Origin of the sequence: Pedobacter suwonensis (genome assembly GCF_007833675.1) — a bacterium.
Taxonomy (GTDB): domain Bacteria; phylum Bacteroidota; class Bacteroidia; order Sphingobacteriales; family Sphingobacteriaceae; genus Pedobacter; species Pedobacter suwonensis.
In genome coordinates, this window is record NZ_CP031708.1 from 5,315,313 (window position 1) to 5,339,890 (window position 24,578).

Genomic DNA, 24,578 nt, shown 5'->3' on the forward strand with positions numbered 1-24,578 from the left:
ATGAGAAGAATCATTTTTGCAGTAACCATGCTTTTTTTAAGCCTGGCTGTAAGCGCCCAGAAAAAAGAAATCCATTTCGAAAAGCTAAGCCTGAAAGAAGCTTTGGCTAAGGCCAAAAGTGAAAATAAATCTGTTTTTGTAGATTGTTTTACCACCTGGTGCATTCCCTGCAAGCAAATGGAGGCCAATGTATTTACACAGGATAGTGTTGCCGATTTCTACAATAAAAACTTTATCAACATCAAAGTGGATATGGAAAAAGGCGAAGGGCCATCGGTTAAAAAAATGTATACCATTGAAGCTTATCCCTCTTACCTGGTATTAGATGCCGACGGGAAAATCAGGAATAAGTTTGTAGGCGGTATGTCGGCGAAAGATTTCATCGCCAATGCCAGCAAAGGATTAACGGCAAATAATGATGAAGCGAACCTCAATGCCCGTTATGAGCATGGCGATCGTACGCCCGAGTTAATGAGGGCTTACATCAGGCAAAAGATTAAGGTGATGGAAAAATCAAGGGCTAAGGAACTGAATAACGAGTTAATGGCCAGTTTAACACCAGAGCAGAAAGCCAGCCCAGAAAATTGGTTTTTATTTGGCGAAAACCGCTATACCATGTACCTGTCTGATTTCTCAAGCCCTAACTTCGAATACCTGGCCGAACATTGGAGAGATTTTGTGGCAAAAAATACAAAGGATACAGTTGATAAAAAGCTCTCATCTGTATACAGACAAATTGCATCGTGGACCTTAAATGGTTTTTATGCTAAAGTAAAGCCTTTTAACAAGAAGGATTACGAACGTTACAAAACGCAAATCCGCAATACCGAAATGCCTGATAAAAAACAGTTGTTGGTGATGATGGATATTGCCATTGCAGCCGGAGAGAAAAACATTGATGAAGTTACCGACTTGTTTTTGAAAAATTTAGGTTCTTTCTCTGAAGCCAACCGCCATATCTTATTTGACTATGTTACGTTTGCCAGAACTATCAAAGGTTATACATTTCCAAAGATAGCCGGGCTTTCAGATGAAATCACCAGAACTTCGGGTAATCCTTACCTGGTAAGTTTATTTAAGTCTATGAAAGAGAGATATGTGCAAAAAGCCAATTAGTTTAATTTTATTATGGTTGGTTTGCAGTGTAGCGGCTGTTGCACAGCAAGCCAATTATAAAGCTGCTCAAAAATTTGATGCGCCAAATTTAAATAAGCTGATTGGTACCACAAAGGTGATTCCGTTTTTTCTTAAAAACGGCAGGTATTTTTGGTTTATCGCTGATGAACCTATTTCAAATGGTAAACAACCGGATTGGTCAGGCGATTCTCTTGTTGCGCCCGCTAAAACGAATACGCATTACATTGTAAATTTAGCTACAGGAAAAAAGCAGAGCTTATTTGATAAACCCGAAATACTGAGGCAATTAAAAGCGCTCACCGGGCAAATGGTTGAAGAAAAGGACGTGATGTATTGGGCAAATTTTTCAGACGATGAGAAAAGTGTTATTATAAAATATGGCGCAAAAACTTACGACTATAACTACGAAACAAAAAAAATAACCTTACAGGTTAACAAAGCACCAATAACAAAAACAGTCAGTTTTGGTGTCTCTGCAGATGGTAAGTGGACGCTTTACAGCAAAGCACATAATTTGTACATTGCTGCAACTGCCGACAAGAAAAATGAACGTCAGTTGAGTTTTGATGCTGAACCTTATTTCTCGTTTTGTGTTGATCAAAAAGGTACGTACACTACTGATAAAACTTATCCTTCTAATGCAAAATGGTTAGGTGCCAAATATTTTTATGCCTTGAGGGTAGATACGAGGAAAGTAGCTACGCTGGCTGTAATCAGCTCGGCGATCATACCAAGACCAAGGGTATCAACCTATAAATATGAATTACCGGGCGATAAGGACGTAGCGCAGTATGAGCTTTATATCGGCAATGCCGAAAGCGGGTCTTTCAAAAAAGTAGACCTGAAACGCTGGCCAGATCAGCAATTGGAAGTAGTCGAAGCTCAGGGAAATACAAAGGAAGTTTTCGTCATCAGACGTAAACGCAGCAGGGATGAAATGGAACTTTGTGCGGTAGACCTGGCTTCGGGGAATGTTCGTTCCATTATACAGGAAACCAGCAAACCCTTTATTAACGAAGATTTTTTCGATGTTTCATTTATAAAAGGAGGAAAGGAAATTATCTGGTGGAGCGACAGAACAGGTTGGGGCCAATACTACCGCTACAACAGTGATGGTCATTTACTCAACCGCATTACCAAAGGCAATTTTACGGCCGGAAAAATCATGTCTGTCGATACCGTTAAAGGCGATATTTATCTGTATGGTTATGGTAAGGAGCGTAACATCAACCCCTACTATGCCATGTTATACAAGGTGGCTTTAAACGGTAAAAACGAGCAGTTGCTTACCCCTGAAAACGCCACCCATCAGGTTTATATCTCACCAGACCGAAAATATTTTGTAGATAACTATTCCCGTATAGATCTGGCGCCGGTAACGGTGCTGCGTAAAATTGACGGCAAAACCATTTCTGAGGTATTAAGGCCAAATGTAAGTAATCTATATGCTTATGGTTGGAAAAATGCCGAACCCTTTACCGTAAAAGCCAAAGATGGCGTAACCGATTTGTATGGGCTGATCTGGAAACCATTCGATTTTGATCCGGCTAAAAAATATCCGGTAATATCTCAGGTTTATCCTGGTCCTCAGATCGAAACCGTTTGGAACGATTTTACTGTGCTTGATAAATATAACAATGCCGCTCTGGCGCAAATAGGATTTATTGTGGTCGCAGTCGGGCATAGGGGAGGCTCGCCCATACGTAATGCCGAATATTACAAATATGGCTACGGAAACCTTCGCGATTACGCTATCGACGATGATAAATGTGCCCTTGAGCAATTGGCCAAACAACATCCCTTTATGGATCTGGACAGAGTAGGAATCTTCGGCCATTCCGGAGGAGGTATGATGACTGTTGCTGCCATGGGCAAATATCCTGATTTTTATCAGGTAGGCGTAGCTTCATCGGGTAACCACGACAATAGAATTTATAACCGAACCTGGGGTGAAACTTATCAGGGACTGGAAAATAAAATGCCTTTAAATGAGGATTTTGCCAAAAAAATAAAGGGTCATTTAATGCTGGTAACCGGCGAGGTTGACGAGAATGTAAATCCGGCAAATACCTACAGAATGGTAGATGCCCTAATCAAAGCAGATAAAGATTTTGATTTAATGGTGCTGCCCGGACAGGATCACCACTATGAAGGCGCGGCAAAGTTTTATTTCGAGAAACGAATGCGGGCTTATTTCGCAAAATATTTTATTGAACAAAACATTTCTACAGATAGAAAATAGATATAGCAATTAGGTTGCTAATTTTTAGTTAATGATGAGCGGAGCTGGTTGGATAACCGCTCCGTTTTTTAGCTTAACATATAATTACTTGAGTTTGATAATTAATTCTTAGGTAATCGTCATGCTGAATTTATTTCAGCATCTTTTGAAAAAGATACGATCTGGTATCAGATAAAAAAATGAAAATATTTCTTTTCTTTTTAAAATGAATCCGATAGCTCTACTTTAAAAATAAATTTCTGCCGTCGAAACTATATACACTTTTGGTTGTTGAACTTCAAAATAAAATCAAAATATGAGGCAGCATTTACGAACAGCTTTATTGTTCTTAATCACATTCAGCATAGCATTGCCGGCGTGCAAGAAGAAAACCATAGATGAACCTACTCCACCTGATCCATTTGATATTTATGCCGCAGGTAGGGAAGGTTATGTAGCCAAATACTGGAAAAACGGGAAAGCAGTTAATCTTGGTCGTGCTGGCGTATCTTCTGATGCAAATGCTATGGTAATCGCCGGAAATGATGTTCACATTGCGGGTTACGAAGTTAATGCCTCCGGAAAATATGTGGCCAAATATTGGAAAAATGGCGTATCAACCTCACTAACCGATGGGAGCCGGGATGCTTTTGCAAATGACATATTTATCCAGGGAAATGATGTGTACATTGCCGGACAGGAAATGGCACCTGGTAAATCGACCTACCAGGCGAAATACTGGAAAAACGGAACTCCTGTAGTATTAACAGATGATACACAGTCTTCTATTGCCACCGGGATCGCCCTGGTTGGAAATGATGTTTATGTAATTGGTGAGCGAAGGAATTTGGATTGGCTTAGTCCGATTACGGTCTATTGGAAGAATGGACAGCTTTTTGATCTGTCAGACCAGACTAGAACTGCTGACAATCAGGCGATAGCCGTATCAGATAACAATTTATATTTACTCTGGTCTGAAACCTATAATAGTGCCGGGCAGTCACAAACCAGGTATAGTAAAAACCTCGGCAGTCCGGTACTTATTAGCGATGGTACTGCAGATGTGAGGGGCTATTCAATTTTTGTAAACGGGAGCGATGTATATGTTGCAGGATCGGGTACTGTTAATGGAAATCATGCAGTTGTGGCAAAATATTGGAAAAACGGATCACCGGTCATTTTATCCAATGGTCCGGAAAGTGCCTACGCTTTATCTATAGCTGTTTCAGGTGCAGATGTTTTTGCAGGTGGCTACCGTGACGGGAGTAATGGAAAATCTGGAGTAGTCCAGTATTGGAAAAATGGTAGTGTAGTGCAACTTACCGATGGATCAGCATCGGCACTGCTCCATAAAATTATCGTCATTAAAAAGTAGGTACATTTTTGCATTAGATATGTATGAGGCAACATGCTGAAAGAACACCTACCTTTGCTGAAGTTTATTGAGTTAAAGAATTTACTGTTGGACGATCAAAAACATCGTTTGTGTGCTGCGGCCTTAATCTGATTGTAAAATAAACAGGGCATTATTACTGTTGAGCGCCGATCTGTATCGTTTTTAAAAAAATAACTTAATTTTATCTCAATAAATGATATCCAGGTTTTCAGTTTTAAATATTTTCAAGAAAATGCATTTCCATCATCCAATCCAATCATCACAATCACAATACGCTCATGAACTATAAAAAACTACAGGAAGATGTAGAAAAGCATGTGGTTAATTACTTCCATACCCATAGCGATCCGCGTTTGGTTTATCACAACCTGGAACATACGCAAGAAGTGGTAAATGCCGCACAGCAGATAGCCAATCACTACCAGTTAAACGAACAGGATTTTTTTACGGTAATGGCGGCTGCCTATTTTCATGATACCGGATATTTTGAAGACGCGTTAAACCACGAAGCAAAAGGAGCAATATTGGCAGATGATTTTCTCGCCAGCCATCAGGTGAACCAGGAAATCCGCGATCAGGTTAAAAGTGCAATACTAGCTACTAAAATCCCTCAAAACCCTAAAAATGAGATTGATAAAATCCTTTGTGATGCAGATTTATTTCATTTGGGTCAGGCTGATTTTCGTGCAAAAGGGAAGTTGATGCATAAAGAAAATGAACGGATCTACAAAAAAGACATCAGTAAATCAGATTGGCGCAAAAAAGACATCCAGTTTCTGGAAGCGCACCATTACCATACCGATTATGCCAATCTGTTATTAAGCGATCAGAAACAAAAAAACATCGAAAAACTGAAAAGCAAACTAACGGCACAGGAAGTAATCAATACCGAGCTTCAGGAACCAAAAAACTTTGCACCGGTTATTGTTACTGACAAAAAGAAAAAAGATAAAGATAACAGACCAGATAAGGGAATTGAAACGATGTTCAGGATTACATCGGCCAATAACCAGAGGTTGAGCGATATGGCCGATAACAAGGCACACATCCTCATTACCGTAAATTCAATTATGCTTTCCTTAATCGTGAGTTTATTGTTAAGGCGACTGGAAGATCATGGCAACCTGATTATCCCGACATTTATTTTATTGTTGGTGAGTTTAACCTGTGTGGTTGTTTCTATTTTATCAACCCGTCCATCCATACCAAAAGGAGAATTTACGCAGGAAGATATGGATAAGAAAAAGGTAAACCTCCTGTTTTTTGGCAATTTCTACAAAATGAGTTTGCCCAGTTATACCGATGGTATGATTAAGGTGATGAACGATAAAGATTTTTTATACGGTACCTTAATTACGGATGTATACTCGCAAGGGGTGGTATTAGGCCGGAAATATAAACTTATCCGCCTGGCTTATAATATTTTCATGTTTGGTTTAATTGCAGCGGTATTGGCATTTGTAATTGCTTACGCAGCTTACGGTAAACTTTAATGGAACGGTTGATAGAAACCTCTTTTTTTAATCGGGATTTAAGCTGGTTAAAGTTTAACGAGCGCATTCTGATGGAAGCAGAGCGAAGCACCGTTCCGCTACTGGAACGGATTAAATTTTTAGCTATCTTCTCTTCCAATCTTGATGAATTTTATCGGGTAAGGATGCCGGTACTACTCGCTTTGGAAAAATTGAGCAATAAAGAAGATAACGATATCAGGATCGATGATCATTTATTGACTGCGGCCAATCAGCTTATTTCTGATCAGCAACAGCGCTATGGTAAGGTACTTCAGTCAGATCTGATCCCATTGCTCAAAGAAAATCAAATAAACTTAATCTACGGGGAGCCGTTTCCGGCAGACATTCAGAAAAGTACTACAAGGTATTTTTTAAGTCAGGTAATGGCCTTTTTGCAGCCGGTGTATGTAAATGCCAGCTCCGATTTTTTTCCTTCTAATAATGAGCTTTACTTTCTTATTTCATTAAAAACGAAAGAAGATGCCGAAGTAGTGATTTTAAATATCCCTTCCAACCAGTTGCCGCGTTTTTATAAGGTAGAATCAGGGGATCAAACCTTTGTGGTGTTTCTGGATGATATTGTACGTTTTCATTTAGACCGCGTTTTTCCGCAGGCTGAAGTAACCGGATGTTATAGCTTTAAAATTACCAGAGATGCAGAATTAGATCTTAACGATGAATACCCTGGTAATTTATCAGAACAGCTCGAAAAACAATTGATGAAACGCGATTTGGGTTTGGCCACACGTTTTCTTCACCAACCGGGTATTCCGGCCAATGTATTTGAACTGCTTAAAAAACTATTTAACCTAAAAAAGGCAAATAGGATAGAAGGAGGACGGTATCATAACCTGAAAGATTTTATGGCCTTTCCGGTGAGTTTACCAAAACTGTCCAACCAAAACTGGCCAAAGATCTGTAATACCGACTGGATCGACGGATCTTTAACCGAAGCCATTTATAAAAACGACATCATTATACACACACCTTACCAGAGTTATGATAGTGTTTTGCGGTTTTTTAACGAAGCTGCCATTGATGCCGAAGTGAGGGAGATTTATGTTACGCTTTATCGTGTGGCCAGCGATTCTAAAATTGTAAATGCGTTAATCAGCGCAGCAAAGAACGGTAAAAAAGTTACCGTTCTGGTTGAGCTTAAAGCCCGTTTTGATGAGGCCAATAACATCAAATGGGCAAAAAAAATGAAAGATGCCGGCGTTGATATTATTTATAGTGTCACCGCGCTTAAAGTGCATGCAAAAGTAGCCCTGGTAAAACGCCAGATAGGGAATAGAATGCGTTACGCTGGTTTGTTTGCTACCGGAAACTTTAACGAAAGCACCGCTGCTTTTTATACCGATCACATCTTAATGACGGCCAATAAAGAAATGCTACGGGAAGTAGAACTGCTTTTCATTTTTCTGGCTAAACGGGTTAAGCCTTCATCTCCTGATCAGATTAAATTCAATCATTTACTGGTGGCTCAGTTTAATTTACAGCAGGTTTTTCTCAACCTTATTGATCGGGAAATTGAACACGCCAGGCAAGGCAAACCATCAGGCATTACCATTAAAATGAATAATCTGGAAGAGAAAGTATTGATCAACAAACTTTACGAAGCCTCTTCAACTGGAGTAAAAATCGACATGATCGTAAGGAGCATCTGCCGCCTAATTCCGGGGGTAGCAGGAATGAGCGAAAATATTAAAGTTACCCGCATTGTAGATCGTTATCTGGAACACGGACGTGTTTTTATTTTTAATAACCTGGGTAAGAATGATGTTTATTTGGGCTCTGCCGATTGGATGAACCGGAATATTTACCGAAGAATTGAAGTTTGTTTTCCGGTTTATAATGAGCAGATTAAGAAAGAAATAATGGATATTATCGAAATTCAAAAACAAGATAACGTGCAGGCGGTTTGTATAGCTGAAAACATGGATAATATACCGGTTCAAGCAGATCAAAAGCTGGTTTCATCTCAATATGCCATTTACGAATTTTTGAAAAATAAACCATAATTAAACGCCGTGATATACAGTGGCCTGTGTACCCCGCTATAAGGTCATACGCCATGGTCTTTGTCCTCACAGACCACTTTATATGGTTAGCATGATTTTAGCTAGTATGATTTTATCCTTGGTCTATGAGGACACAGACTAGGACAAGTAAAAATTAAATTTACCCTTATGAAATACAATAAAACTCTTTTAGCTTCAGGTCTTTTAATCGCTTCAGCTTTTCTTAGCGTATCCTGTGTGAATAGTAACCGCGAGGATAAACAAAAGGATTCAGACAGTACAACTGCATCAGTAAGCGGGGCAGAAAAATCGAATTTACCTTACGATTTAACAAAACCTGTAAAATATAATATGCCGCAAAATCTCTTTGAGATTTCGGGTATTGTATTTCATAATGGCGATCCCAGAGAAGTTTTTGCCATTCAGGATGAAGATGGCGATCTTTTTCATCTGGGTTTGGGCGATAAAGAATCGAAATTTACCAAATTTGGTGGTAAAGGCGATTATGAAGATGTAACCATCATTAAAAATTATTTCGTTGTGTTAAAAAGTAATGGCGAGCTACATACTTTCCCAATTGCTGAATTAGGCAAGCCAAAAGCCGGCAATGTAACCAAAACCAAAGATCTGGTACCAAAAGCCGAATATGAAGGCTTGGCCGCAGATGAAAAAAACAATATGATTTATGTGCTGACTAAGGATAGTAAAGCTGATTCTAAAGCAAAAGCATCCAGTATTTATGGGTTTAAAGTTGCTGATGATGCTTCGTTAACGGCAGCCGGAGAATTTAGCCTCTCACATAAAGCGATCGAAAAAGCATCCGGAAGTTCAAAATCACGGTTCCGTCCATCTGCCTTGGCTAAAAATCCCCAAACTAACGAGTGGTACATCCTTTCATCCGTAAATAAACTATTGGTCGTTACAGATGCTGATTTCAAGGTTAAAACCACATATCCCCTGGATCCGCAGTTATTTAACCAGCCAGAAGGCATCGCTTTTGATCGCGATAATAATCTATATATCTCCAACGAGGGCGGAACGCTATCTGCAGGAAATATTTTAATGTTTAAGTTGAAAAAATAAATTTGTTAGTGGTATCCTAAGGCGATCATACTATAAGTTGCGAGGAATCGTCATTCCCAACTTGATTGGGAATCCTAATGCAGGCGCTTTAAGATTAGCTTTGCTGAGCACTCCGTGGTTCCCGCCTGTGCGAGAATGACTGCCGTACTGATAGATTCTGTCTATGGTGGAGATATTTATTTATAAAATCAATATGAATGGACAGTAGAATTTGATGGCGGAGTTGTTACCTTTAAATAAATCTCCCGAGGGATCGTCATTGCGAGAAGGCTTTTTCAGCCGACGAAGCAATCTTTATAGCAAGGATTCTAGCATGATATATTGCTTCGTCGTTCCTCCTTGCAATGACGATCTTTTTTGGAACGATGCTCATGAGAAATAAATTAAATTTTAAAATAACTACCTTTATACAAATGCCGAGTCTATGATTAAAAGATTTACCCTTTTTACCATCTTATTTTTAATCAACTTCATTGCCTTTGCGCAGGATGATGTAAAATACCGTGTAATTCTTTTTGGCGATGCAGGAGAGATGAACGCTGCCCAAATGCAGGATTTAAAAAATGCAGCTAAGCAGATTCTTCCCCAAAAAACCACCGTTTTATATCTGGGCGATAATATTTATCCAACCGGGATGGGGTTGCCCGGAAGTGTAGAAGAAGAAGAAACCAAAAAGATTCTGCGCTCGCAGTTCGAACCGATGCGTAAAATGGGCGCTGCGGTTTATTTTATTCCCGGCAACCACGATTGGGATAAATCGGGGCCAAAAGGGCTGGCCAAAATAAAAGCGCAGGGCGATTACCTGAGGGAACAGAATGACCCTCTGCTTAAACTTATCCCTGATAATGGTTGCCCAGATCCAATAGCCATTAAATTAACAGATAAACTCACCATCATTGCCTATGATAGCGAATGGTGGCTATTTCCATATAACAAAACCAACCCAAATGACGATTGTGATTGCCACACGAAAGATGAGGTGCTGGTAAAAATGGACGAGTTATTGGCCGAAAATAAAGATAAGGTAATTCTGCTGGCATCACACCATCCTTTTCAGAGTTATGGCCCGCATGGTGGTTACTTTAATTTGAGGAACCACCTTTTTCCGTTAACTTCCTTAAATAAAAATCTTTACATCCCTTTGCCTGGTTTGGGTTCTGTTTACCCTTTGTTACGTTCTACTTTATTAAGCCCCGAAGATTTAAACCATCCGGCTTATAAGGATATGATTAAATCGGTTACCGGAGTATTTGGCGATTATCCAAACGTAACTTATGTTGCAGGTCATGAACATGGCCTTCAGTTGATTAAAGGGAAACAACTGCAGGTAATCAGTGGTTCAGGGTCAAAAGTATCACCAAATAAAGAAGGCAAAACGTCGTTGTTTCACGAAATGCAGCAGGGTTATGTGGTGGCCGATCAATTGAATAACAACGATATGCGCTACGAATATTATATTTATTCAGATACAAGTGTTAAAAAAGTTTACAGTTACATCAAAAAGTTCGAAACCATACCTAAAACGATACGGAATAGGGATAAACCGATTACGGCTGACAGTATTTTTGTGCGTGTAAAGCCGGAATACGATAGCGTTGGTCGTTTTCACCGCGTTATTTTTGGCGAAAATTACCGAAAGGAATATGCTGCAAAAACCAAAGTACCTGTGCTGCGCATTTCCCAGATGATGGGGGGCTTAAAAGCAACAAAACGAGGTGGAGGTAACCAATCGCGATCTTTGCGTTTAGAAGATAAAAATGGTAAAGAGTATGTGTTGCGCAGCGTAGAAAAATTTCCGGAGGTATTGTTGCCTGCAGCATTGCGCGAAACTTTTGCTAAAGATATTTTAAAAGATAATATGTCTGCGCAGCATCCTTTTTCAGCGCTGGTAGTTCCGGAGCTAGCTGAAGCGGGTGGCATTGCACATAGCAACCCTATTATCGGCTGGGTTTCTCCGGATGATAACCTGGGCGAATTTGAACCTGCGTTTGCCAACACGTTGTGTTTGTTTGAAGAAAGGGAACCTACAGGAGAATCAGACAATTCTCCTAAAATGGATAAAAAATTGACAGAAGATAACGATAATAGATTAGATGGGCCAGCCTGGGTGAGGGCTAGGGCGTTTGATGTGTTATTGGGCGATTGGGACAGACATGAAGACCAGTGGCGGTGGAAGGAAACCAAGACTGAAGATGGTTCGCTTTATTCTCCGGTACCACGAGATCGTGACCAGGTATTTTTCAGATCCGACGGGCTTTTACAACGGTACACGCAATCTTCTTCGTTATTGCCTATGATGCAGGGCTATGAGCGTGGCATAAAAGATATCAATTGGTTTTTGTGGGAAGGAAGAGAAATCAGCAGCCGCTGGACTGCCAATATAAGCGAGGAGGAATTCGATAAAATTGTAAAAGATTTCTGCGCCAACTATAACGATGAAGTTTTTGAAAAGGCATTGAAAAAACTGCCTGAATCTAGTTATTCATTACATCATGATGCCTTTATGGCCCAGCTGCGTAACCGGATTGCTACGCTGCCAAAATTAATGAACCAATATTACCATTTCTTCAACCGAATTGTAGATATAGAGGTGACTAACAAAAATGAATTGATTAAGATCACTGATGCTGCTAATAACGGATTGCGGGTAAAGATCAATAAAATATCTAAGGAAGGTAATATCAAGGATGAGCTTTTTGATCGGAAATTTGATCCTAAGGTAACCAAAGAGATCAGGATATATATGCACAACGGTAATGATAGCCTGATACTGGATAATAAAAACTCGGACATTAAATTGCGGATTATTGGTGGCAAGGGTAATAAAGTTTACGATTTTGCAAACAGCAATGGTACAGTAAAGCTTTACGGGCGGACCACCAAAGCAACTTACATGGGTAACGACCAGGATAAGATCCGAAAAATTATTTCAAACGATACGTCAAATTTCAGCTACATCCCTAAAGATATGTACCGCCGGAATTCGTGGTTATTAAATGCCGGTTATAATCAGGATGATGGGATATTATTGGGTTTGATTTATAGACAGACCAACCCTGGTTTCAGAAAGCAACCTTATGGCAATTCGCAAACCATTTCTTTTCTGCACTCATTCTCTACAAAAGCCTTTAGGTTCAATTATAAAGGGGAATGGTTAAAAGCTTTGGGTAAAGGTGATTTTGTGTTGAAGGCAGATGCTTTCGCCCCGAATAACACGCAAAATTTCTTTGGTTTAGGTAATGAAACCCCATTTGATGAAGGCCGCGATGACGATGAGAATATCAGGTATTACCGTGCACGCTTTAATCTGTATCAGGTAGATGCCGCCATCCGCTGGCGCCGCCCTAAATCGACTTTTAGCGTTGGTCCTTCATATCAGTATTATAAATATAATCAGGAAGATAACAATGGCCGTTTTATCGAAAACCCATCATTATTGCATTCTTCTGATTCACTTACTGTTAGAAATGAAAAGATGTTTGCCGGTGCATTTGTGAACTTTACCAATAATACCCGCGATAATGATCTCTTACCAACCTTGGGCAGCTTTGTAGATTTTAAACTTTTGGGCTACAAAGGCGTAAATAAGTATTCTAACTCTTATGGACAGTTCACAGCAAGTATAGCATTATATAAAAATCTGGACGGCAGAAAGAATTTTATTCTTGCCGATCGTTTTGGCGGAGGTGTAACCATAGGTAAACCTGCATTTTACCAGGCTTTGTTTTTAGGCGGACAAGGCAATCTTTTAGGCTACAGGCAATTTAGGTTTGCTGGTGAACATATGTTTTACAATAATTTAGAACTCAGAGCGAAGCTCGGCGATTTAGTAAGTTATGTTTTACCCGGACAAGTTGGCTTGCTCGGTTTTTATGATGTGGGCAGGGTATGGAAACGTGATGAGAAATCAACTTTATGGCACCATGGCGTAGGAGCCGGGGTTTATTTTGCCCCTGCATCACTCACAGTTGTACGATTTGTGATGGGACATTCAACAGATGGCTGGTATCCATACGTTTCAATCAATTTTAGGTACTAAATTTGTAATGACAGTATGATGGATGTTTGCCTGAAGTATTTACGTTCAGCAGACTAACAACACATGTGGCAGTAGCTATCTTTGCAGTTGATTAGTAACATATTAGAAAATTATAATTTTTATCCTATAGCAGAACTTATACAATGAATACCAATGTCATACAAATACATAAAAACGAATGTATACATTGCCAGGTAGAGTCTTCTCTGTCTTTCCGCCCCCTTGTGGAGTATTTAAAAAGCAGGCTGAAAACAGAAAAATCGGTTAAATCTGAATTTTACAGGTTTTTACTTCAAAAAATTGAAAAAGACGATGTGCTGCTGGGCAACATCAGCCCTGAGGATTTGTCTCAATATAAAGATACCTTAGAATTAATTTTTACGATCCTCACACCCTTAATGGATAATGAAAATGATTTGTTTTGGGCATTAAGTACACCGATTCCAGATCAGATTTTCTTTAGTACCAATGCATTCTATAATTTTTTTAAGGATCACGATCCTAAAAATAAGGTGACTAAGGATAATGAGCCTGTTGAGAAAAAACAGCTTAAGTTTATTTACAACATCATTCTTGGTCGTTTTTACAATTTTACATCAGTACTGAAAAATGAGATCATTTATGCGCACATTAATCAGGAAACTAAATTAACGCAGTATTACAATATCCAAACAGATACCAAATTTGTCGAAATTATGCACAAAGGCGATTTGCCTGAACTTAATTTTGAAGCTTTGAGCAAACATTTCCAAGAAGAAACGGAACTGGAATATTTATTGGAAAACCTTCCGTTAAGTGATTTTCATTTCGAAGGTTTCAGCATTATTTCCATTACCGATGTAACACTACAACATGCTATTGACGGTATTCGTGATGCACTTGTTGATCATAACTATCAAACAGAAGCTTACAGCCATGTTATACATGCATTGAAGACATTAAGTGGTAACAGTAAGCTGGAATTTGGCTTAATGCCTTTTTTAACAGTTAATAATAAGCTGGTATTTGATAACCAGGAGTTTTCTCAGAGCATGCTCATCAATTCAGCAAAAGCTTCTAATTTAGAAGAAGAAGTTTTTTATGCCCTGGTTGATAAATACAAGGAAAACCCGCGTTCCATTTTTGTAAGTGCCATAAAAGAAGAACAGATAGAAAAAGATCCTTTTTTAAAGGTTTTAAAAGCTGCGGGCGTTAGTTCTTATTCCATACTGCCTGTCTATTACAATAAAGAGTTGGCGGGCGTGCTGGAAGTATATTCTAAAGAGGAAGTAGCCGTTGATGATAAGTTGTTATCAAGGTTGCGTCCGGCTATGCCTTTGATTGGTCAGCTTTTCCAGTACAGCATTGAAGAATTTAATGCCAAGATGGATGAAATCCTGATGGATAAATTTACTGCGCTGCAGCCGTCGGTTCAATGGAAATTTAACGAGGCCGTTTGGCATTTCCTACAACAGAATAATGGTTATCATAAGTTAAAGGAAATCGAAACCATTACATTTAGGCATCTTTACCCGCTTTTTGGAGCTATTGATATCCGCAATTCGACTACCGAGCGTAACAAGGCGCTAAAAAATGATTTGGAAGTACAGTTAAATACCCTGATTGATACTTTAAAGTTTATTAGTAAAAATGTTTCTTTAGCGCTTATTGATAAGCTGATTTTCAACTGTCAGGACTGGATTAAAAGAATAGGCGATTTTGCATCTTCCAATGAAGAAAGCCAGTTGAATGAATTTTTGGAAGTGGAGGTTTATCCTTTCCTGTCTATCATTAAAGCCAACCATCCTGATACTACAGCGATCATAGATCAGTATTTCGAAGTGGTGGTGCCAGAAACCGGTGCCGCATTCGAAAACCGGAGGCAGCTTGAAGTTTCTATGCAGCTGATCAATACCGAAGTTAGCCAATACCTGGAAAAATCGCAGTCAAAACTCCAGGCTTCTTATCCTTGCTATTTTGCCAAGTTCAGGACAGATGGCGTAGAATACGATATTTACATTGGTCAGGATATTGCACCCGAAAAACCGTTCGATTTGCTTTACCTGAAAAATATCCGTTTGTGGCAGCTTACCTCAATGGTTGATATTGCCCGTTTGTCGAAAAGTTTAATTGCCGAGATGCCATGCACGCTCGAAACCACGCAATTGATTTTTATCCATTCAAATGCTATTGATATTAGTTTCAGAAACGATGAGCGCCGCTTCGATGTAGAAGGAGCTTATAACATCCGTTATGAAGTGGTTAAAAAGCGTATTGATAAGGTGCTGATAAAAGGTACAACAGAGCGTTTAACCCAGCCGCATAAAATTTCGATGGTTTACTTTAATCCTGAAGAAGCAAAGGAGTATATTGAATATATTAAATACATGCAGGTTCAGGGTTATTTGAACGATGATTTGGAACAGCTCGAATTAGATGAACTTCAAGGCGTTTCAGGTTTAAAAGCTTTAAGGGTAGGGGTAAAGTACCTGGAAGATAAAGCGGCAACTAAAACAGATGCGGCTAAAAAACTTAAGCCTAAAGAGATCAAGTCAATCGAAAAGGAAATTGCTAATGTATTACAGCATTAAACAGATTGTTTAGAAAGTGCTGTATTATCTGATGGGGCATCTTAAGGATTGGTAGGGACTTACTTATTTGCCGTTCTATCGGATTAGGATTTCCGTTTTCACCGGAATGACGACCTTTTAAAATTATGCTGCCGAAAATCTCCTGGAAATAAAAAGAGGCTGTCTCAAAAAGGCAGCCTCTTTTGTTTGGATAAAAAGTACACTTTTTGTCGGTTAATCTTGCTTTATTGAATTGAATTTCAGATATTTATATATAAATAATTGAGATTTATGGCTGTCCAAAAACCTGTTTTCAAGCCTTATTACCAGGGCCAGATCATGGCTATTCCGCCCACGCTTGATGAGCTCGTGGCGAAAGGCCATCCTGTCCGGATTGTAGACGACGTCATCAACCGGATCAATATCCAGGGGCTTTTAAATGCTTACAAGATTAAGGGTGCTTCAAGCTATCATCCACAAATGCTGTTGAAGGTTCTGGTATATGGCTATCTAAGCAATGTATACAGCAGCAGAAAGCTGGAGGTGGCCTGCAGGGAGAACATCAACTTTATGTGGCTGAGCGGGATGAGCTATCCCGACCACAATACCATCAACCGTTTCCGTGGCGCCCGCCTTAAGGAAAGCCTTCGCAGCGTATTCGAGGAGGTGGTAAAACTGTTGGCTGCCGAAGGCCTGTTGAGCATTGAAGAAGTTTATACCGACGGCACCAAGATAGAGGCCAATGCCAATAAATACACTTTTGTATGGAAAAAGGCCATCCAGACCAATAAGGAAAAGATGAAGAAAGCCCTGGGTGAAATCTGGCAATATGCCCAGAGCGTTGCCAAGATGGAAGACGGCTTGCCCGAACCACCGGATTTTACCGATATTGATACCCAAAAGGTACAGCAGACGGTGGATACGCTCAATGCGGTATTGTCAGAAAAACCCGGTCTGGACAAAAAGGTCAAAGCGAAGCTGAAATATGTAACCAGGGAATATCCGGAAAAGATGGCAGAATATGAACGTAAAGAAGAAATACTGGGGAACCGGAACAGCTTTAGCAAAACCGATGAGGATGCGACCTTCATGCGCATGAAGGAAGACCACATGCGCAACGGACAGCTCAAACCAGGTTACAACGTACAGATATCAACCTCCAACCAGTTCATCGTAAACTATACCATTCACCCCAATCCCACTGATACCACCACTTTAAAGGAACATCTTGAACAGCATGAGGCCAGTTTTGGCAGAACCCTGAAAACCCTTACCGCAGATGCAGGCTACGGAAGCGAGGAGAATTATGAGCTGTTGGAAGCGAACGGGATTGAAGCCTATGTAAAATATGGCATGTTCGATAAAGAGCAGAGTGAAGCCCACAACAAAAAAAAACCATTTGCCCGGGACAGGTTATTCTACAATCAGGAGCAGGACTGTTATATATGTCCGATGGGCCAAAAAATGCATTATATCGGAGACAGCACGAGAAAAACAAGTACCGGTTTTGAGCAGACCAGCAAAAGGTACCAGGCAAAGAACTGCGTTGCCTGCCCACTCAACGGTGCCTGCCACAAATCCCAGGGAGATAGGATCATAGAGGTCAACGAGAACCTAAAGCGGCATAAAGCAAAAGCATACCGGCTACTCAACAGTGACAAGGGAATCGGGAAACGAAAGCAGAGGTGTCATGATGTAGAACCAGTCTTCGGGAATATTAAGCAGAACCACGGGTTCCGCCGCTTCATGCTCCGGGGCAAGGAAAAAGTGGCAATAGAATGGGGATTACTGGCAATCGCACAGAATATCAGAAAAAAAGCAGCATAAAAGGCTCGCTTTTGATGTTTTTTAACAAATTGATAGCTCAATAAACATTTCTAGCCAGCAATGAACAAATAACACACAGAATTATTTAAACACAAAAAAAAGCTGTCTCGTGTATTTTGAGACAGCCTCTTAATTTCATTTGCGTTTTTGTGTATTTTATTTAATTGCAGCCAACTCCTGTTCCAGAGCAACGGTTTCCGTCGAACTGATGTTGGTTTTTAAGGCAGCAAATTTATCTATGGTTAACTTTTGAGATTTACCCATTACCAAGGTATGGCAATCTGTAGAACCGCTTAATTTTAGATCAGCATGATCTGAAATCACCGTATACAAACCTTCTGAACTGGTATTGATCTCTGCCTGGGCATTCCCTCTTAAAAAGATTTGCAGATATTTGGTATTCAGTTTTCCCTCTGTTTTAACAATGGCATTTTCTGAAGCTTCAATTCTGTAGAAATCATTTACATATACCGTTAACTTTGCTTTTTCAGTACCGGTTGAAGTTATTTTCAAATCGTAGCCATTTTGTAAAACTTTTGCTGCTCCCATGTCATCATCAGGATAAGAAATACCATAACCTCCTCCCTGGATAATGGTTATTTCAATATTGCCTTTTACATAAATTCTTTTAAAAGCCGATGTTTTGATTTTGGTATCTGTTCCTTTTTTTATGGCATAAACGTTGGAAGTAAATATCACTGAAGACAAAATGATCGCTGTAAGTGAAACTTGGAGCAGGGTTTTGATAGAGATTTTCATAATATTTTATGTAATGCTTAAATGTCAATTATTTGGTTTTAAAATATTTAGGTTTTATTTGTTGTTCTGCTGATAAGACGCTGTGAAATAAAAATACGTTGCAGGCCAAAATGCGTTTTTATACAAGCCACCAATAATATTCGACGAACAGACATTTATTCAAGACCAATGCATGAAATATTTACCAACGGTTTGTAAAATATTTTAAGATGTATTTTTGGATTGCGCTTTTTTTTTATCTTTAATGAGAATTTTGGTTGTTTATTTATGAAGAAAAAGGTTGTGCTTGTTCAGGATAATAAAGATATCCTTGATATAATGGATGAGGTATTAGCAGAGGAGGGGTTTGACGTTACCCCATCTTTAACAACCGAGCCTATAGAAAAAATAGATGAAATTGAACCCGATGTGGTGATCGTGGATGATCACATTAAAGGTAAAAAGAAGGGGTCGCAGGTAATTAAAGAACTTAAATCTGATCCCAAAACAGAAGATGTATCTGCCGTTCTCACGTCAACATCAAATAACTTGCCCCAGCAGGCAGAAGATTGCAAAGCTGATGATTATATCGAAAAACCATTTGATATCGATCACATGGTAGATATAGTAAAGAAAAATGCTTAGCCTTCACACCTATAAAATAGTCGCTTCTACGAAAAGCTTAACCGGGTTAATATTCTTATGATGCCTTAAAGTTGATTCTTTTACCGTTTGGTGAAGTTATATTCCGTGTAAACGCGCGAAGCAAAACCGGGTCCGGGATGATCATATCGCTGGTCGATTACCCAGGTCATACTCGTTTCATTGATCTTGGTAATGTCAAAGGTCTTGGCAATATCAAAATCTGTAGCGGCAATGTCCATTCTTTGGACCATATCATCTGAAATAGAAATTTTGTATGCAAGTGCCTGCCTTCCGTGTCGGTCTGAAAGATAAAGTGTCTCCGGGTTTTTAAAGTCGTACCATGGTGCCGGAGTTTCAAAAGGCAGCTTCTCCGTGTACGAAATCTTTCCCGTCTCATCATACATGATATACACTCCACCGGTAAGTTCCCACTCTCCGGAAACCTGCTGTTTGAGCAAAGTGAGCTTATCCGGTTGGGAAACTTCTTTCGCCTTTTTGCAACTAAAAAGCATCAGTGTAAAACCGAGAAAAATAAAGATTTTTGAAAAGAAAGTTGTGATTCTAAAAGTCATGTCTTATGAGGAGATATTGCAAGCTGATTTGTACGAATCAACATCAAAGTATAAAGATTGTTTTACTTAACATAAAAAACAACACTTTCTAATGAAAGTTTAACTGGTTGATAAGTAAGGCTTCATGTTTTTGTGGGATTTTCGGAAGCGAAATTTATTTTACGGTAAACCTAATGGCTACTGGATTGTTTGTTACCAAAAGATTCGTTAATTTAAATACCTATATGACCTTACACAAAACTCTCGTTTTAATTGCATTGTCTTTTAATGTAACAACCGGGGCATTTGCACAAATAAGGAAACCTGCATCGTCGCAGCAAAATTTAACATCGGACAAACAAATGGCTGACCAAGCCATTCTATCGATTCGGGAAGCTGTGCAAAATACCAATTCAAAGAAACTAAAAAAGGAACACCATACGTATGAAGCTGATGGTTGCGTGGAGGAGGGGGTAGTGGATTACTATTTCGACGGAAAAGCCATTGTTAAAATTGTAGAGTCGGGTTCAATAGGCGATGGCAGTTGGGTAAATGAATATTATTATCAATCTGGCAAGGTCATCTTTTGTTTTGAAACAATTACCGGAGGACCTGCGATCGGCGAGGTGACTAAAAAAGAATACCGGTTTTATATCAAAGATGGCCGCATTTTAAAAGCAATGGAAGGAAAAAGGATTATAAAAACTGATTCTAAAGCGAGTGAATCAATAGCAACTGCAAAAAATATATTCAACGCTTATGCATCGAAAGATTTTGCCGGTGCTTTGTGTAATTAATTCTGTATCTAATTTAAACTCTATTATGCCGTAAAGGTGTAAAGCAGACTCCGCATGATCAACTGTCTGCGGAGCATCGCCTATACCGGTAATCCAGCACAAACCCGAGATAAATTATTTCAGGATCTGTCTGCTTAAACTAAGCAACATAACTCACCTTAAATATTGTTTTTGCCTGAAAATAAGTCGCTACGTTATAGCGATTAGGCTAACTACATTAATTGTCCATATCGTTACCTCTGTAATGTTGGTTGATAGGTGTCCGTATGTACGATAGCCTTTAGCTCGTGCAAAATCTGATATAACCCAAAATTAGTCCGGTTAACATAGATAAAATGTTTTACCCCGCGGGCTTGTTTAAATTCCGGCATTTTAGAAATCTTTTCGCCATATGCATAAAGCTGTTCAAAAAAATCAGGTTTACTAAAATCAAATGATTTACTGGTATAAGGCTTGGCAAAGAGACTGATCATCTCCCTGTAGGATTTATAATAAAATTCAACCTGATCGGCAGAATCGTCTGCATGGATCATGTCGAGCTTCCTAAAAGCTTCGATTGTTTTCCGCTTATCATTGATCACATCGGTAGAAATCAGTGAAAAGAAAGGGTAATAAAAATCATCCTGCATCTCCTTAATACAGCCAAAATCAATTACGCCAAGATTCTCATCAGGTGTAATCATAAAATTTCCAGGGTGCGGATCTGCGTGCACCGCCCTGAGTTGGTGTTGTTGAAAGTTATAAAAATCCCACAATGCCTGGCCGATTTTATTCCGAAGTTCCTGAGTTGGATTGGTTTGCAAAAATTCTTTCAAGTGCAGGCCATCAATCCAATCCATCGTGATGATGCGCTTTCCTGATAGTTCTGGGTAATACTTTGGGAAAACCACATGATTAAGGTTTTTACAGGCTTCAGAAAACTGGATGGAACGCTTAACTTCCAGTTCATAATCTGTTTCTTCCAGTAAACGCTCCTCAACTTCTTTAATATAAATATTCAATTCCCTTTCAGACATGCCCAATAAACGGAATGCAAAAGGTTTTACCAGTTTTAAATCAGATGAAATGCTATCGCCAACACCCGGATATTGTATTTTTACAGCTAATTTTTTGCCGTTAAGCGTAGCCTGATGCACCTGCCCTATAGAGGCCGCATTGCTGGAATTTAAATTAAAACTATCAAAAATGTTTTCAGGAGTTTTACCGAAGTTTTTGGTAAAAGTACGCACAATTAACGGACCTGAAAGAGGAGGCGCATTGTATTGCGATTGGCTAAATTTATCTACGTAGGATTTTGGCAGGATATTTTTATCCATGCTCAGCATTTGTGCAATTTTTAAGGCACTTCCTTTGAGCTCGCTCAGCGATTTATAAATATCGGTCGCATTATCCTCATTAAGCTGTTCACGATCGAGATCAGGATTGAAGAGCTTTTTTGAATAATGTTTAATGTAATTACCGCCGATCTGGATGCCGGTTTTAACGAATTTTGCCGAACGCTCAACTTTGGTGGTCGGAATAGTTTTTTGTGTCTTCATTTGGTGTTTAAAACCTCATCTTTTCTGCAAATTTCCCGTTCCTTGATAAAAACTTGCCATACTCCAATAAGTTATCTATTGGCGAATGCTGGAAAAGGTCGAAAGTAACATTAATACCTTTTTCAATGGCTTCGTCGCTTTTTTCGAAACCTTCGCTATCATCATTGATCCAGAAGTTTAGAATAAATGCGAACTGCACCCATAAGGCATCTTTATATCTTTTACTCAGAAAACGACGTTCCGCAAGTTCGCCGCTATCTAAACCTTCTTCAATAATCTCCTGTGCGAAGTTTTCAAAAATAGGTTTTACTCCGGTCAAAACGTCAGGTGTAGAAAATTTACCACGGTGATGTTTTAGGCTATAAATTACAAAACTGCGCTCATTCTTCAGATTTTCCAGATAACTATAAAAGAAAGAAAGCATTTTTTCTCTCGCCGTATATTGGAGCCAAACTTCCTGAGCTTTGATTTTAGTAATGGTTTCGAATGTGAGTTCAAACCAGATCGTTTTTTCGATGCTTTCGAAAGAAGAAAAAAACTGATAAAAATCGGCCTCAGTAATTTTGAGTTTTTTTACAAAAATGTAAACCGACTTTGGCTTTTCATCATTCGTTAAAACATAATCTAAATACCCTTTTCTAATTTGTTGAGCAGTTGCCATATTAGCTGTTTTTTACAAGTATAACGTTTAATTAAATGCCATGTTCTGCCGACCTGTTTTTTCTTAATCATGAAATTGTAATAATAGCTTTCAAAATAATTGAAAGTTATTATTTAACTAATTATTTTAGCTTAACGACCTTGGCGAAGTGAAAATTTATAGTGATAAAACTAATTTTTTTGGTATTTTTGTTTTTTATAATCCTTTCAGTTAAAACACGCCAATATGATCCAGGTAAACGATTTTTTATACGGTAAAATGGAACTGCCTACGTTATTTTCAGATCTGCTGAATACCGATGCTTTAAAAAGGTTGGGTGGGATCCATCAAAGCGGTGCGATATTCCTGGTCAATCCAGATATCTGTCATTCGAGGCTGGAGCATGCCATCGGGGTGACCATGCTCATCAGGATGCTAGGCGGTTCAGAACTGGAACAGATTGCAGGCCTGTTGCACGATATTTCGCATACGGCTTTTTCGCATGTGGGCGATTATGTTTTCGGTAATACGGAAGAGGACTATCATGAAAAAGTTTTTGCCGAGGTTTTGTGTAAGTCGGAGGTACCCGGTGTATTGCTGAAATATGGATATAATGTTGGCCAGATTCTGCATGGCACCTTTGATATTTTAGAACAGCCCTTGCCAGCACTCTGTGCCGATCGTTTAGATTATACTTTACGTGATGGTGTTCATGCTGGGGTAATTTCCCGTCAGCGCGCCCGCGAATTTTTAACTGCTGTTGTTCTGAAAGATGGTAAAGTAGCGGTGAATGCAGAAAGTGAAGTAGCTTGGATTAATGAAACTTTCGAGAAGCTGAACAATGATGTGTTTAATTTACCCCTTCATTTATATGCCAATGGAAAAATTGCCGAACTGATTAAGCGATTTCTGGATAAGGGCATATTGGTTGAAAGCGATCTGTTTAAAACGGATGCCATGCTGTTGAACAAAATCAGAACATCATATGAGGGCTATGAATGCATTAAGGCTATTAAACAGTTAAAAGGTTTTGCCGAATTTATTAGGCACGGCGCTGTACCAAAAATTAAAAAACGAACTTTAAATGCCTTATTGGTTTAGTTAGCTTGGTATTGATGTCTCAAATAGACTAGTTCCGTCATCCTGAACATGTTTCAGGATTTTTCTATATTTTCTTCTTTCGTCATCCTGAACTTGTTTCAGGATCTTTCTAGTTAAGTAATGCTAAAAGCCAGGATACAGATGACTAGTTAAACAATGAATCCAATTCAAAAGAATTGACGTATATTGTGGGAAATATAACGATATGTCTGCAATAGAAATTATTTTAATCGGAGTGGTTATCCTCCTTATTTTTGGTGGTAAAAAACTGCCTGAATTAATGAAGGGGGTAGGGAAGAGCGTAAAAGAATTTAAGGATGCCAAAAATGAGCCTCCGGTAAAATAATTTTTGCCGATAAAACATTCCTAAACTGTCACTATTTATTTAATAAATACCTCACAATGGAAAATCAAAAAGAAGACCAGGCAAAATCTAATTTCACCGAAGAAAATGCCAAACATCCTGATCAAGGACTTGACAATTGGAACGACCGTTTAGAGGATAATCTGGAGCCTGAAGCCCATAACGATGTTCAGGCAGATGAAAGGGCTAAAGATTTTTCTGAAAAATATGGAAGCGGAGACCAGTCCGATCAAAGTAACGACTGACTATTTATTATGTAATTGCATACATAAATGATTTGAATCCTGAAATTTTTTACACTAAGCCTTCGTTTTATTACACAAAACAGGGTTTTTCTGTTTAAAAATGCTTAAAATTCAATAATTTTTTTTCATGTAGTTTGATTAGTAGTATATTGCATATCTAATCAAACAAACA

The 24,578-nt window shown here is 39.0% G+C and carries 18 protein-coding genes; 14 read left to right on the forward strand and 4 right to left on the reverse strand.

What is annotated here, in order from left to right:
* From DV942_RS21785 to DV942_RS21825, 9 genes are all read left to right on the forward strand, one after another.
* Positions 1-1,116 carry a thioredoxin family protein gene (locus DV942_RS21785; RefSeq protein WP_145861045.1) on the forward strand — a complete coding sequence of 372 codons (1,116 nt, stop codon included), beginning with the start codon at positions 1-3 and terminating at the stop codon, positions 1,114-1,116.
* Positions 1,097-3,379, forward strand: coding sequence for a S9 family peptidase (locus tag DV942_RS21790; RefSeq protein ID WP_145861048.1), 2,283 nt, complete (start codon positions 1,097-1,099; stop codon positions 3,377-3,379). Before DV942_RS21785 ends, DV942_RS21790 begins: the two co-directional genes overlap by 20 nt.
* A 295-nt stretch (positions 3,380-3,674) precedes the next feature.
* Positions 3,675-4,733: a hypothetical protein gene (locus tag DV942_RS21795; RefSeq protein WP_145861050.1), complete on the forward strand. Its 1,059-nt coding sequence runs from the start codon at positions 3,675-3,677 to the stop codon at positions 4,731-4,733.
* Positions 4,734-5,032: 299 nt separating this feature from the next.
* Positions 5,033-6,247: a Pycsar system effector family protein gene (locus DV942_RS21800; protein WP_090980269.1), complete on the forward strand. Its 1,215-nt coding sequence runs from the start codon at positions 5,033-5,035 to the stop codon at positions 6,245-6,247.
* Entirely contained in the window at positions 6,247-8,289 is a 2,043-nt protein-coding gene (gene ppk1, locus DV942_RS21805; RefSeq protein WP_186462375.1) for a polyphosphate kinase 1, read from the forward strand. Before DV942_RS21800 ends, ppk1 begins: the two co-directional genes overlap by 1 nt.
* Positions 8,290-8,457: 168 nt before the next feature.
* Positions 8,458-9,372, forward strand: a complete 915-nt coding sequence (locus tag DV942_RS21810) for an SdiA-regulated domain-containing protein (protein WP_145861052.1) — start codon at positions 8,458-8,460, stop codon at positions 9,370-9,372.
* Between the two features lie 424 nt (positions 9,373-9,796).
* Positions 9,797-13,411, forward strand: a complete 3,615-nt coding sequence (locus DV942_RS21815) for a BamA/TamA family outer membrane protein (RefSeq protein ID WP_145861055.1) — start codon at positions 9,797-9,799, stop codon at positions 13,409-13,411.
* A 143-nt stretch (positions 13,412-13,554) separates the two neighbouring features.
* Positions 13,555-15,981: a GAF domain-containing protein gene (locus DV942_RS21820; protein ID WP_145861057.1), complete on the forward strand. Its 2,427-nt coding sequence runs from the start codon at positions 13,555-13,557 to the stop codon at positions 15,979-15,981.
* Positions 15,982-16,251: 270 nt separating this feature from the next.
* The gene (locus DV942_RS21825) at positions 16,252-17,787 is read left to right on the forward strand and encodes an IS1182 family transposase (RefSeq protein WP_145855352.1); all 1,536 of its coding nucleotides are present in this window, start codon (positions 16,252-16,254) and stop codon (positions 17,785-17,787) included.
* 156 nt (positions 17,788-17,943) lie between these two features.
* Here the strand turns inward: DV942_RS21825 and DV942_RS21830 are convergent, their stop codons facing one another.
* Positions 17,944-18,546 (reverse strand): GIN domain-containing protein, encoded by a 603-nt coding sequence (locus DV942_RS21830; protein WP_145861059.1) that lies wholly within the window; start codon positions 18,544-18,546, stop codon positions 17,944-17,946.
* Between the two features lie 267 nt (positions 18,547-18,813).
* Here DV942_RS21830 and DV942_RS21835 point away from each other — a divergent pair, with 267 nt between their 5' ends.
* Complete coding sequence (locus DV942_RS21835) at positions 18,814-19,170, forward strand: response regulator (protein ID WP_090980259.1); 357 nt, start codon at positions 18,814-18,816, stop codon at positions 19,168-19,170.
* 80 nt (positions 19,171-19,250) lie between these two features.
* On the opposite strand, the gene DV942_RS21840 is transcribed toward DV942_RS21835, so the two are convergent.
* Positions 19,251-19,742 carry a hypothetical protein gene (locus tag DV942_RS21840; protein ID WP_145861061.1) on the reverse strand — a complete coding sequence of 164 codons (492 nt, stop codon included), beginning with the start codon at positions 19,740-19,742 and terminating at the stop codon, positions 19,251-19,253.
* A gap of 341 nt (positions 19,743-20,083) precedes the next feature.
* On the opposite strand from DV942_RS21840, the gene DV942_RS21845 reads away from it, so the two are divergent.
* A complete protein-coding gene (locus DV942_RS21845; RefSeq protein WP_145861063.1) occupies positions 20,084-20,518 on the forward strand; it encodes a hypothetical protein in 435 nt (144 codons plus the stop codon).
* Between the two features lie 233 nt (positions 20,519-20,751).
* Here DV942_RS21845 and DV942_RS21850 read toward each other — a convergent pair whose 3' ends face one another.
* Together DV942_RS21850 and DV942_RS21855 are read right to left on the reverse strand one after the other, a co-directional pair.
* Entirely contained in the window at positions 20,752-22,056 is a 1,305-nt protein-coding gene (locus tag DV942_RS21850; protein WP_145861066.1) for an ABC1 kinase family protein, read from the reverse strand.
* Positions 22,057-22,063: 7 nt separating this feature from the next.
* On the reverse strand, positions 22,064-22,717 hold the full coding sequence (locus tag DV942_RS21855; RefSeq protein WP_090980251.1) for a TetR family transcriptional regulator C-terminal domain-containing protein: 654 nt from the start codon (positions 22,715-22,717) through the stop codon (positions 22,064-22,066).
* A gap of 225 nt (positions 22,718-22,942) precedes the next feature.
* Between DV942_RS21855 and DV942_RS21860 the strand changes: the two genes are divergently transcribed.
* The 3 genes from DV942_RS21860 to DV942_RS21870 all read left to right on the forward strand — a co-directional run bounded on the left by DV942_RS21860 (position 22,943) and on the right by DV942_RS21870 (position 24,406).
* Positions 22,943-23,797, forward strand: coding sequence for an HD domain-containing protein (locus tag DV942_RS21860; protein WP_145861068.1), 855 nt, complete (start codon positions 22,943-22,945; stop codon positions 23,795-23,797).
* A 205-nt stretch (positions 23,798-24,002) separates the two neighbouring features.
* Entirely contained in the window at positions 24,003-24,143 is a 141-nt protein-coding gene (locus tag DV942_RS21865) for a Sec-independent protein translocase subunit TatA/TatB (RefSeq protein ID WP_145861070.1), read from the forward strand.
* Between the two features lie 56 nt (positions 24,144-24,199).
* Positions 24,200-24,406 carry a hypothetical protein gene (locus tag DV942_RS21870; protein WP_145861073.1) on the forward strand — a complete coding sequence of 69 codons (207 nt, stop codon included), beginning with the start codon at positions 24,200-24,202 and terminating at the stop codon, positions 24,404-24,406.
* The last annotated feature ends 172 nt before the right edge of the window (positions 24,407-24,578 follow it).

Bases quoted from the DNA above. Each gene is read 5' to 3' on its own strand.
- DV942_RS21860 (WP_145861068.1), top strand. From the start codon at position 22,943: ATGATCCAGGTAAACGATTTTTTATACGGTAAAATGGAACTGCCTACG.
- DV942_RS21855 (WP_090980251.1), bottom strand. From the start codon at position 22,717: ATGGCAACTGCTCAACAAATTAGAAAAGGGTATTTAGATTATGTTTTA.
- DV942_RS21790 (WP_145861048.1), top strand. From the start codon at position 1,097: ATGTGCAAAAAGCCAATTAGTTTAATTTTATTATGGTTGGTTTGCAGT.
- DV942_RS21870 (WP_145861073.1), top strand. From the start codon at position 24,200: ATGGAAAATCAAAAAGAAGACCAGGCAAAATCTAATTTCACCGAAGAA.
- DV942_RS21820 (WP_145861057.1), top strand. From the start codon at position 13,555: ATGAATACCAATGTCATACAAATACATAAAAACGAATGTATACATTGC.
- DV942_RS21825 (WP_145855352.1), top strand. From the start codon at position 16,252: ATGGCTGTCCAAAAACCTGTTTTCAAGCCTTATTACCAGGGCCAGATC.
- DV942_RS21845 (WP_145861063.1), top strand. From the start codon at position 20,084: ATGGCTGACCAAGCCATTCTATCGATTCGGGAAGCTGTGCAAAATACC.
- DV942_RS21865 (WP_145861070.1), top strand. From the start codon at position 24,003: ATGTCTGCAATAGAAATTATTTTAATCGGAGTGGTTATCCTCCTTATT.
- DV942_RS21835 (WP_090980259.1), top strand. From the start codon at position 18,814: ATGAAGAAAAAGGTTGTGCTTGTTCAGGATAATAAAGATATCCTTGAT.
- DV942_RS21795 (WP_145861050.1), top strand. From the start codon at position 3,675: ATGAGGCAGCATTTACGAACAGCTTTATTGTTCTTAATCACATTCAGC.
- DV942_RS21800 (WP_090980269.1), top strand. From the start codon at position 5,033: ATGAACTATAAAAAACTACAGGAAGATGTAGAAAAGCATGTGGTTAAT.
- DV942_RS21785 (WP_145861045.1), top strand. From the start codon at position 1: ATGAGAAGAATCATTTTTGCAGTAACCATGCTTTTTTTAAGCCTGGCT.
- ppk1 (WP_186462375.1), top strand. From the start codon at position 6,247: ATGGAACGGTTGATAGAAACCTCTTTTTTTAATCGGGATTTAAGCTGG.
- DV942_RS21810 (WP_145861052.1), top strand. From the start codon at position 8,458: ATGAAATACAATAAAACTCTTTTAGCTTCAGGTCTTTTAATCGCTTCA.
- DV942_RS21830 (WP_145861059.1), bottom strand. From the start codon at position 18,546: ATGAAAATCTCTATCAAAACCCTGCTCCAAGTTTCACTTACAGCGATC.
- DV942_RS21850 (WP_145861066.1), bottom strand. From the start codon at position 22,056: ATGAAGACACAAAAAACTATTCCGACCACCAAAGTTGAGCGTTCGGCA.
- DV942_RS21840 (WP_145861061.1), bottom strand. From the start codon at position 19,742: ATGACTTTTAGAATCACAACTTTCTTTTCAAAAATCTTTATTTTTCTC.
- DV942_RS21815 (WP_145861055.1), top strand. From the start codon at position 9,797: ATGATTAAAAGATTTACCCTTTTTACCATCTTATTTTTAATCAACTTC.